Source organism: Duganella sp. HH101 (assembly GCF_001758795.1).
Lineage (GTDB): Bacteria > Pseudomonadota > Gammaproteobacteria > Burkholderiales > Burkholderiaceae_D > Rugamonas > Rugamonas rivuli.
In genome coordinates this window covers 373,476-382,996 of the sequence record NZ_LRON01000003.1, presented here as the reverse complement: position 1 = coordinate 382,996, position 9,521 = coordinate 373,476, and the positions used below count along the sequence as shown (strand labels likewise).

At 64.5% G+C, this 9,521-nt stretch carries 12 protein-coding genes and 1 tRNA gene; 7 read left to right on the top strand and 6 right to left on the bottom strand.

From position 1 onward, the window contains the following. Nucleotides 1-12 precede the first annotated feature (12 nt). Complete coding sequence (argB, locus tag DUGA2_RS06900; protein WP_085946284.1) at nt 13-906, top strand: acetylglutamate kinase; 894 nt, start codon at nt 13-15, stop codon at nt 904-906. A 54-nt stretch (nt 907-960) separates the two neighbouring features. After that, nucleotides 961-1,035 (top strand) — tRNA-Thr (locus tag DUGA2_RS06895). Nucleotides 1,036-1,059: 24 nt separating this feature from the next. On the opposite strand, the gene DUGA2_RS06890 is transcribed toward DUGA2_RS06895, so the two are convergent. Next, nucleotides 1,060-1,947, bottom strand: coding sequence for a TraB/GumN family protein (locus DUGA2_RS06890; RefSeq protein ID WP_229214612.1), 888 nt, complete (start codon nt 1,945-1,947; stop codon nt 1,060-1,062). Nucleotides 1,948-2,005: 58 nt separating this feature from the next. On the opposite strand from DUGA2_RS06890, the gene DUGA2_RS06885 reads away from it, so the two are divergent. The 3 genes from DUGA2_RS06885 to DUGA2_RS06875 are packed head-to-tail and all read left to right on the top strand — an operon-like array spanning nt 2,006 to nt 5,231. Further along, complete coding sequence (locus tag DUGA2_RS06885; protein ID WP_070268153.1) at nt 2,006-2,734, top strand: HAD-IA family hydrolase; 729 nt, start codon at nt 2,006-2,008, stop codon at nt 2,732-2,734. A gap of 42 nt (nt 2,735-2,776) precedes the next feature. After that, nucleotides 2,777-3,352: a nucleoid occlusion factor SlmA gene (gene slmA / locus DUGA2_RS06880; protein WP_008443486.1), complete on the top strand. Its 576-nt coding sequence runs from the start codon at nt 2,777-2,779 to the stop codon at nt 3,350-3,352. A gap of 7 nt (nt 3,353-3,359) precedes the next feature. After that, on the top strand, nt 3,360-5,231 hold the full coding sequence (locus DUGA2_RS06875; RefSeq protein WP_070268385.1) for a chorismate-binding protein: 1,872 nt from the start codon (nt 3,360-3,362) through the stop codon (nt 5,229-5,231). Here the strand turns inward: DUGA2_RS06875 and DUGA2_RS06870 are convergent. The 3 genes from DUGA2_RS06870 to ftrA form a co-directional block, all read right to left on the bottom strand. Continuing rightward, nucleotides 5,228-5,689, bottom strand: coding sequence for a GNAT family N-acetyltransferase (locus DUGA2_RS06870; RefSeq protein ID WP_070268152.1), 462 nt, complete (start codon nt 5,687-5,689; stop codon nt 5,228-5,230). The genes DUGA2_RS06875 and DUGA2_RS06870 overlap by 4 nt on opposite strands. After that, nucleotides 5,690-6,049 (bottom strand): DUF1428 domain-containing protein, encoded by a 360-nt coding sequence (locus DUGA2_RS06865; RefSeq protein WP_070268150.1) that lies wholly within the window; start codon nt 6,047-6,049, stop codon nt 5,690-5,692. A gap of 66 nt (nt 6,050-6,115) precedes the next feature. Then, nucleotides 6,116-7,072 (bottom strand): transcriptional regulator FtrA, encoded by a 957-nt coding sequence (gene ftrA / locus DUGA2_RS06860; RefSeq protein ID WP_070268148.1) that lies wholly within the window; start codon nt 7,070-7,072, stop codon nt 6,116-6,118. A 97-nt stretch (nt 7,073-7,169) separates the two neighbouring features. Here ftrA and DUGA2_RS06855 point away from each other — a divergent pair, with 97 nt between their 5' ends. After that, nucleotides 7,170-7,610 (top strand): rhodanese-like domain-containing protein, encoded by a 441-nt coding sequence (locus tag DUGA2_RS06855; protein ID WP_070268383.1) that lies wholly within the window; start codon nt 7,170-7,172, stop codon nt 7,608-7,610. On the opposite strand, the gene DUGA2_RS06850 is transcribed toward DUGA2_RS06855, so the two are convergent. Further along, nucleotides 7,557-8,213 carry a class I SAM-dependent methyltransferase gene (locus DUGA2_RS06850; protein ID WP_168167768.1) on the bottom strand — a complete coding sequence of 219 codons (657 nt, stop codon included), beginning with the start codon at nt 8,211-8,213 and terminating at the stop codon, nt 7,557-7,559. The two genes, DUGA2_RS06855 and DUGA2_RS06850, sit on opposite strands and share 54 nt — an antisense overlap. 98 nt (nt 8,214-8,311) lie before the next feature. Further along, on the bottom strand, nt 8,312-8,602 hold the full coding sequence (locus tag DUGA2_RS06845; RefSeq protein ID WP_070268381.1) for a hypothetical protein: 291 nt from the start codon (nt 8,600-8,602) through the stop codon (nt 8,312-8,314). A 94-nt stretch (nt 8,603-8,696) separates the two neighbouring features. On the opposite strand from DUGA2_RS06845, the gene DUGA2_RS06840 reads away from it, so the two are divergent. Further along, on the top strand, nt 8,697-9,512 hold the full coding sequence (locus DUGA2_RS06840; RefSeq protein WP_141753206.1) for an ABC transporter substrate-binding protein: 816 nt from the start codon (nt 8,697-8,699) through the stop codon (nt 9,510-9,512). Nucleotides 9,513-9,521 lie beyond the last annotated feature (9 nt).

Here is a 9,521-nt window from a genome sequence, read left to right as displayed (position 1 = left end):
CTTAACTTAGGCATGAATGACGACTTGACCGCGGTGGCGCCGCAGATCAAGGCGCAGATTCTGGCCGAGGCCCTGCCCTATATCCGTAATTTCCATGGCAAGACCATTGTCATCAAATACGGCGGCAACGCGATGACCGACGAGCGACTGAAGCACGGCTTCGCCCGCGATGTCATTTTGCTCAAACTGGTGGGCATGAACCCGGTCGTGGTGCACGGCGGCGGTCCGCAGATCGACAACGCGCTGAAAAAAATCGGCAAGCAAGGCACCTTCGTGCAGGGCATGCGCATCACCGACGAAGAAACCATGGAAGTGGTGGAGTGGGTGCTGGGCGGCGAAGTCCAGCAGGACATCGTCATGCTGATCAACCACTACGGCGGCCAGGCGGTGGGCCTGACCGGCAAGGACGGCGGCCTGATACGCGCCAAGAAAATGTCCATGCCGGACAAGGACAACCCGGGCCAGTTCCTCGACATCGGCTTCGTCGGCGAGATCGACGCGATCAACCCGGCCGTGGTCAAGGCGCTGCAGGACGACGCCTTCATTCCTATCATTTCGCCGATCGGCTTCGGCCAGGATGGCCAGGCTTACAACATCAACGCCGACGTCGTCGCCGGCAAGATCGCCGAGATCCTGAAGGCTGAAAAGCTGATCATGATGACCAACATCGCCGGCGTGCAGGACAAGCAGGGCAACCTCGTGACCGACCTGTCGGCCCGCGAGATCGACGAGATGTTCGCCGACGGGACGATTTCGGGCGGCATGCTGCCTAAAATTTCATCAGCCCTGGATGCCGCCAAGTCCGGCGTCAACACGGTACACATCATCGACGGGCGAATTGAACACAGTTTATTGCTCGAGGTGTTGACCGAACAGGCTTTTGGCACTATGATCCGGTCTCACTGAAAAAACGGCGATGCACGTTTAGCCGCGTTTTACAGTGCATCGCCATACCAGTACGCCCTTTTAGCTCAGTGGTAGAGCACTCCCTTGGTAAGGGAGAGGCCACGTGTTCAATCCACGTAAAGGGCACCATTCTTCCTGTAGCACCCTCCCCGCTTAGTACATCCGCTCTACCGTCATGCCGCGTTTGCGCAGCAGTTCCGGCACGCTACCCTTGCCGATCAAATGCAGTATGCCGATCGCCGCCACGCAGTTGTTCTCGCGCGCCAGCAGCTTGGCCATGCCGTCGGCCAGCGCCGGATTGCGGCCGTCCAGCAGCACCTTCTGCACGAAGCGGCCGGAAAAGCTGTCGTCCATCTCCGCCTTGAGCGCCAGCGCGTCCAGCGCAATCACATCGGCCTTGCGCCAGGCGTCGGCGATTTCGCGCGCCTGGTTGGCCTGTTCCTTATCCTCGATGCCGGCGATGGCCTCCTGCAGGAATTGCAGCTGCTCGGCGGCGCTCATCTGGTCGAACAGCGCCATCTGGCTCTCGGCCGACTCCAGCTCCACCACTTTCTGGCCGCGCCCGTGCGCCTGCCGGGACAGATGGGCGTCCACCGCCAGCGCCGCCTCGTAGCCCTGGGCCGAAAATTCGCTCACCGTCAGCAGGCTGGCCAGCAGCCATGGCTTCATCGCCGCCACCGTCTCCGCTTCGATGTTGTACTGCTTGAGCAGGCGGTCCAGCCGTTGCCGCCAGTCGGCCGACAGCTCAGGGCCGGCCGGGCCGCCACGCGTCAGCATGCCGTGGCGCTGCACGGCGCGCATCAGCTGCTGCTGGTCGCCCAGCGGATCGATCTCCAGCGCCAGCACCGGCGCCTTCTTCAGCGCGGCGGCGATGCGCGGCTCCAGCGGATAGAAATCCGCCGCGCCGACGTGAATGGTGCCGAACAGGTACAGTGTATGCCCGCCCTGCTGCACCTTGAACAAGGCGCCGTGGTTGGGCGCCTGGACTTTGTCCGCCGCCCACGCCGGCGCGAGGGTAAAACAGAGCAAAGTCCAGAACATCACTATAATCTGGCGCTGTATGGCTTCCCGCATGGCTTCCTTAGATGACTGACTTGAAGTGAACATTATTACCCGCAATTCCCCCGTGTGGCTATTCGATCTGGATAACACGCTGCACAACGCCTCGCACGCGATCTTCCCGGCGATCATGGCCAGCATGAACGTCTACATCGCCAATGTGCTGGGCGACGGCGTCACGCCCGCCGGCGAGGACGCGGTCAACGCCGCGCGCACGCTGTACTGGCGGCGCTACGGCGCGACGATGCTGGGACTGGTCAAGCACCATGGCGTAAAAGCCGCGCATTTTCTCGACGAGACCCACCGCTTCGAGCGGCTGGCCGACATGATCCGCGCCGAACGGGGACTGCGCCAGCTGCTGCGCCGCCTGCCCGGCCGCAAAATCCTGCTGACCAACGCGCCGCACCGCTATTCGACGCAGGTGCTGCGCCATTTGGGTTTGCAGCGCCAGTTCAGCCACCACGTATCGGTGGAGTCGATGGTGGTGCACCGGCAGATGCGGCCCAAGCCGTCCAAGCTGCTGCTGCGAAAACTGATGCGCCGCCACGGCCTGACGCCCAATCGCTGCGTGCTGGTCGAGGACACGCTGGCCAATCTGCGCAGCGCGCACGCGCTGGGCATGCGCACCGCCTGGGTCACGCAATACCTGGAAGTGGGCGACGCGGTCGGCCTGGCGCATCCGCAAAAAAGGTTAATTCGCCCCGCTTATGTCGATGTCAAAGTAAAATCTGTCAGGAATTTGCCGGCACGCCTGCATCATATGCGCTGAACGAAAAAATTCATCCACCCATACACTTATCCGCGAGATCACATGGCAAGCAACCCGCCGGGCCAGCGCCGCATGCAGATACTGCAGGCGCTGGCGGAGATGCTGGAACAACCCAAGGGCGACAAGATCACCACCGCCGCGCTGGCGCGCAAGCTGGAGTTCTCCGAGGCCGCGCTGTACCGCCACTTCGCCAGCAAGGCGCAGATGTTCGAGGGCTTGATCGAGTTTATCGAGTCGTCGGTGTTCGGCTTGATCAACCAGATCGCCGAACGCCAGAGCGACGGCCTGGCGCAGGCGCGCGACATCGTCGGCATGCTGCTCAATTTCGCCCTGCAGAACCCGGGCATGACGCGGGTGCTGATCGGCGAGGCGCTGGTCAACGAGGACGAGCGGCTGCAACTGCGCATGAACCAGTTCTACGACCGCGTCGAGCTGGCGCTGAAGCAGGCCTTGCGGCTGGCCGTGAGCGAAGGCCAGGCGCACGAGGCCGAGGTGCAGGCGCGCGCCGGCATGCTGGCCAGCTTCGTCATTGGCCGCTGGCACCGCTATGCCAAGAGTGGATTCAAGAATAGTCCGGCGCAGGACGCGCCTTTGCAAATTGCCCTGCTACTTGCCTGAGTTGACCATGAACGAAATTTTCGCACTGCTGGACGACGCCAGCCCGGAGGGCGCCCAGACTTCGGACGCGCGTTCGCGCCTGTACACCGGCCACACCGGCACGCTGCGCTGCGAGCACATCGGCCAGTGGCCGCAGTTGCTGGAACAAATGCAGGCGGCGCTGGAACGCGGCCAATACGCCGTCGCCCTTTGCAGCTACGAACTGGGCGCGGAGCTGCTGGAGCTGGGCGCCGCCGCCGCGCCACCGCCGTCGCCGTCGCCGTCGGCTCCACCGTTAGCTCAGATCCTGCTCTTCTCGCACTGCGCGCAACTGTCGCCGGCCGAAGTGGGCGACTGGCTGGCATCGCGCTCCTTCCCGATCGAACGCCCGTCGGGCATCGCCAACATCCGCGCCAACATCAGCCAGGACGCGTTCAGCGCGGCGCTGGCGCGCATCCGCGGCTACATCGAGGCCGGCGACACCTACCAGGTCAATTACACGTACAGGCTGCGTTTTGACGCGTTTGGCAGCATCCACGCCCTGTACGCCCGCCTGCGCGGACGCCAGCCCGTGCCCTACGGCGCGCTGGTGGGGCTGGAGGACGGCAGCGCCGTGCTGTCGCTGTCGCCCGAACTGTTCGTGCGCCACGAGAACGGCGTGCTGACCGCGCGGCCGATGAAGGGCACGGCGCCGGCCGCGCCGCCGGCGGAATCGACCGAGAACATCCTGCGCGGCACCACGCTGGCCGCCGACCCGAAGAACCGCGCCGAAAACCTGATGATCGTCGACCTGCTGCGCAACGACATCGCCCGCGTCGCCCAGACCGGCAGCGTCGAGGTGCCTGCGCTGTTCGAGGTGCACCGCTACAGCAGCGTGCTGCAAATGACCTCCACCATCACCGCCAGGCTGCGCGGCGACGCCACGCTGGCCGACATCTTCAACGCGCTGTACCCGTGCGGCTCGATCACCGGCGCCCCCAAGCGGCGCACCATGGAGATCATCCGCGAACTGGAGCCGGACCCGCGCGGCATCTACACCGGCGCCATCGGCTGGTTCGATCCGGTCAAGGACGAAGGCAAGGTCGGCGACTTCTGCATGTCGGTGCCGATCCGCACGCTGACGCTGCAGGCGCCGGCCAGCCCGAACGGCACGCGCCTCGGCGAGATGGGCGTGGGCGCGGGCATCGTCTTCGACAGCGACGCGCGGGAGGAATACGCCGAATGCCAGCTCAAGGCGCGCTTCCTGACCGGCCTGCAAAACGACTTCGAGATTTTCGAGACCATGCACGCCACGCGCGCGGACGGCGTGCGCCACCGCGAGCGCCATCTGAAGCGGCTGGCGGCATCGGCGGCCTGCTTCGGCTACGCCTGGGACGCGGCGGCGGCCGGCGCCTACCTCGACACCGCCTGCGCGATGCTGGAAGCCGATACCGGCTACCGGCTGCGGCTGGCGTTGAACGCGGCCGGCGCCTTCTCGGTGCAGCACGCGCCGGTAGCGCCGCTGGCGGAACCAGTGCGCGTGCTGCTGGCGCCGGACACCACCGAAGCGGGCGAACTGTTCCTGCGCCATAAGACCAGCAACCGCAGCCGCTACGACGCCGCCTGGCGCGAAGCGGAGGCGCAAGGCGCTTTCGATACGCTGTTCTTCAACGAGCGCGGCGAATTGACCGAAGGCGGCCGCACCAATGTGTTCGTGCGCATCGAGGGCCGCTGGCTGACGCCGCCGCTGGCCTGCGGCCTGCTGCCCGGCGTGATGCGCAGCGTGCTGCTGGACGATCCGCAATGGAAGGCCAGCGAAGCCGTCATCACGCGCGCGATGCTGGAAGCGGCTGAGGAAATCGTCGTCTGCAACGCGCTGCGCGGCGCGATGCGGGCCGTGCTGGCAAGCCAGGACGCCTAGGGCCGCCACTCCAGCAGGCGATACAGGCCGGCGTCGCCGGCGTCCTGAAAGCCCAAGCGGTCGTACAGCCGCTGCGCCGGATTGCTGCGATCCACATGCAAGCTGACATGCAAGCCGTCGCGTGCGGCCTGCCGCTGCACGCCGCGCAGCAGTTCGGCGCCGTAGCCCTGTCCCTGCCATGGCGGCAGCAGCGCGATGTCGATCACATGGAAAGCCTCCGGCTGCTGCGCAACGTAGAAGCGGCCTATCGGCGTGCCATCCAGTTCGACGATATCGAACCGGCCGTGCGGATAGTGCCCTCGAAAGTGGCGGTCCTGCGCGTCGAACTGCATGCGCAGGAAGATCTCGGCCTGGCTGGAGTGCCAGCCGAACAGGCTGATCTCGCCGGCGCGGGTGGATGCGTAAACGATGCGCAGAAAAGCCTCGTCCTGCGGCTGGCTGGGGCGCAGCGACAGCATCTACAGATCGATCATCATTTCAAAGCCGCCAAAGATCATGCGCTTGCCGTCGAAAGGCATGTTCTTCGGATCCATGTAGTGGGCGATGCGCGGATCCTTCATGACCTTGTCGTTGATCTCGTCGCGGGCGGCGCGGTTTGCGTAGACGATCCACGAAAACACCACGGCCTCGCCCTCCTTCAGGTCGACGCTGAGCGGGAACGACGTCACCTTGCCGGGCGGGACATCGTCGCCGATGCACTCGCGGAATTCCAGCGCGCCGTATTCCTTCCAGACCTTGCCGCATTCCAGCGACATTTTCTTGTATGCCTCCACATTTTCCTTCGGCACCGGAATCACAAAACCGTCTACATAGGACATGGTCGTCTCCTTTTCAGTGGGAGATTCAGGGTAGCCAAATATGGCCGAAATGACAAGCGGCGCGGCTTATATCGTGCCGGAAAAACGGCGCCGGTAAGCGCCGGGCGTGGTCGCGGCCAGGCGGCGGAAATGGTGGCGCAGCGATTCCTCCGAACCGAAGCCGGCGCGCTCGGCGATCTGCGCCAGCGGCACGTCCGGCACCTCCAGCATTTCCTTGACCAAGGCGACGCGTTCGCGGGTCAGCCATTCGACGGGGCCGAGGCCGGTGGCCTGCTGGAATTGTCGTTGCAGCGTGCGCGGACTCATCGCGGCGCGTTCGGCCATGCTGGCGACGGTGTGCTGCTGGCCCGGGTGGCTGCGCAGCCAGTCCATCAGGCGCGACAGCCGCCCCTGCTCGCCCTGCGCCATCGGGCGCGGCAGGAACTGCGCCTGGCCGCCTTCGCGGTGCGGCGCCACCACCAGCCGCTGCGCCACCTGATTGCCGACCTTGGCGCCATAGTCGCGCCGTACCAGGTGCAGCAGCATGTCGAGGCCGGCGGCGGAACCGGCGGCGGTGATGACCTGGCCGTTGTCCACGTACAGATGGTCAGGCTGGACCTGGATCTGAGGATAGCGCTGGGCCAGGCGGTCGGCATAGCGCCAGTGGGTGGTGGCGCGCTGGCCGTCCAGCACGCCGGCGGCGGCCAGTACGAACACGCCGGAGCAGATCGAGCACAGCCGCGCGCCGCGCCGGTGGGCGGCGCGTATCAGCTCCAGCATGGCGGGCGGCGGCAGTTCGTCGGCGTCGCGCCAGCCGGGGATGACGATGGTGTCGGCCCGCTCCAGCAGTTCGGGCGTGTACGGCGCCTGCACGGTGATGCCGCCGGCCGCGCGGATCGGGCCCGGCTCGACGGCGCAGACGGCGAAGTCGTACCAGTCCACCTCCAGCTCGGGGCGTTCCAGCGCGAACAGTTCGACCGTGCAGCCGAACTCGAAAGTGCACAGGCGGTCATAGGCCAGTGCGACAACCAGATGTTTTTTCATGGCGTAATCTTAACGCAGAATGGCTTGTGCGCCACTGCCGGCGATGGCGGCGGCGTCGCACAATGGCGTCACTGTCCACTCAATGAAGGAGAAAACCATGTCCGCCAAATCCCATGTCGCCGCCATTCCCGCCGCCGCCAGCAGCGATGCGCTGGCCCGCTTCGAAGCGAGCTTCAGCTATGAAACCGACTGCTGGGACGTGCACGATGCGCTGACCAACGGCCCGCAGGATTTCGTTCTGCTCGATGTGCGCGGCACGGAGAAGTACGCGGCCGGCCACGTGCCGGGCGCGCTGGACCTGGCGCACCGCAAGATCATCGGCTCCAAGCTGGCCGAGTTCCCGGCCGACACGCTGTTCGTCGTGTACTGCGCCGGCCCGCACTGCAACGGCGCGGCGCGCGCGGCGGTACGGCTGGCGCAACTGGGACGCCCGGTCAAACTGATGCCGGGCGGGATCACCGGCTGGGTGGATGAGGGCTTCGCGTTAAGCAAGCCGGCATTCAAAGGCATCGAATCGATGCCAGCGGAACACCAGTGAAAACGCGCCAGACTCCTGGAACACCTCTTCGTTTTGCAGGTAGAGATACAGGATGAAAATCTTGCGCTGCGACGCAGCTGCGGCTCGCCGGATATTGGCGAGCACCTGTCTCAGTACGATCTCATCGAAGGGGTTGAAAAAATACAGGATCAACGGCCCGTCAGGCAGGGGGAACTGCGTTGCATCGACATTGAGCGATTGGATGTGCGTGTCGTGCCTGGCCTTGTATCGCTGAATGTTGGCGACGGCATGCCGATGCAATTGCTCTCCGAATTCGACGCCGATAATGCGCTTGAACGGAAAGTCGCTCGCCATCAGCAGCGTGCGGCCTTTGCCGGAGCCAAAATCGATGAAGGTGTAGTCGGCAAGATTCACCTTCAGCTTTTTCAACACGCGCCGGAACGATACCGGGGGCGTGGCATGGTAGCGATTGCCGTGCAGCTTGTTGGGGCTGTCGATGTTCAGCTCGGACAGGTGGACATCGATTTGCGTGTCCACCCCATGCCTGCTGTCGAAGCGGTGCCGTTCGAATTTCTCGTACAGGTTCATCGGCGAGAAACGCCAGTGATTCCGCGCTATCCATGCAGCCATCTGCCTGATCATATTGCCTCCTGAATGACGTTCCACGTAACACCAGTGTAAGGACGATGAACGGCAAGGCATTGATATGGCTGGTGGTGCTGCGCGGAAGAGGCATGCGGTCACGGGACGGCGAAAAATTTCCCGCCTCTAAAATAGCCTCTCACCGCCCGGCCGTCCAGCTCGCGGATGAGCAAATTGGGGTCTTGCGGATCGGCGCGAAAAACCGGCGTGCCGGGCTCAAGGTCAAGATTGACGCCGGGAGCGACCAGCATATCGCCGCGCTCCCGCACCAGTTGCCAGGCGGTCGGCTTGTTCTCCGGGATGACTATGCCGCAAGCCGGGATATCGATCAGCTCGCTGGATTTTGGCGCGGCCCGTTGGGCCGCAACTTTTTTCACGATACGCGCCATAACGCCCTCCTCCATCGACAGTTGGGCCGCCGAGGCAGCCAATACTGGTAGACCTCTGCCGTATGCAAAAGTTCAGCGCGCCGGCGAAGCGCGTTTGGCTATACTATGGGCCCAACATCCGCACTGGGAGCGCCGCATGACCATCAACGCAGGCCGGCGGTTCACCGCTGCGCTGCTCGCTTGCCTGCTGGCGTCCTCGGGGCTGGCGCAAGCCGGGCCTCTGATCCGCCTGGGATCGGACGATTGGTGCCCGTTTGTGTGCGCTGCCGATGGCAAGCCTCCCAGTGGCTATCTGGTGGAGCTGGCCTCGATGGCGATGGCACAGCAAGGGTATCGGGTGGAGCCGGTGCTCATGCCGCTCAACCGGGCCATCACGCAAACGGTGCATGGCGATATCGAAGGCGTCTACGCTCCTCCGATCGACCGGCGTCTGCATCTGAGCGCGCCATTGGCGCAGTCGCGGGCCTGCTTCTATACACGGGCGGACGATGACTGGAGTTTCCACTCCATCGGCGCGCTTAAAACACTGGTGCTGGGTGTGATCGACGACTACGGCTACGATGACGGACCGATGGACGCCTACATTGCCGAGAACCGGCGCAAGCCTGCCCTGATCGCGCTCGCCTACGGCGCATCGGCCGGTACGACCAATGTGCAGAAGTTACTGGGCGGACGCTATCGTGTCATGCTGGAACATGCGGCCGTCATGGCGCAGTTGAGCAAGCGGCTCGATGTGGCCGGCCGTATCCGCCAGGCGGGTTGCCTGGACCATGAACTGCCGCTGACCATCGGTTTTGCGACGCAGGATATCCGCGCCGAAACCTGGATACGCGCACTGGCGGACGGCCTCCACAAGCTGGAAGCCTCCGGCGATCTGAAAGCGCTGCAGAAGCGCTACAAGATCGACTAGCCAATCGCA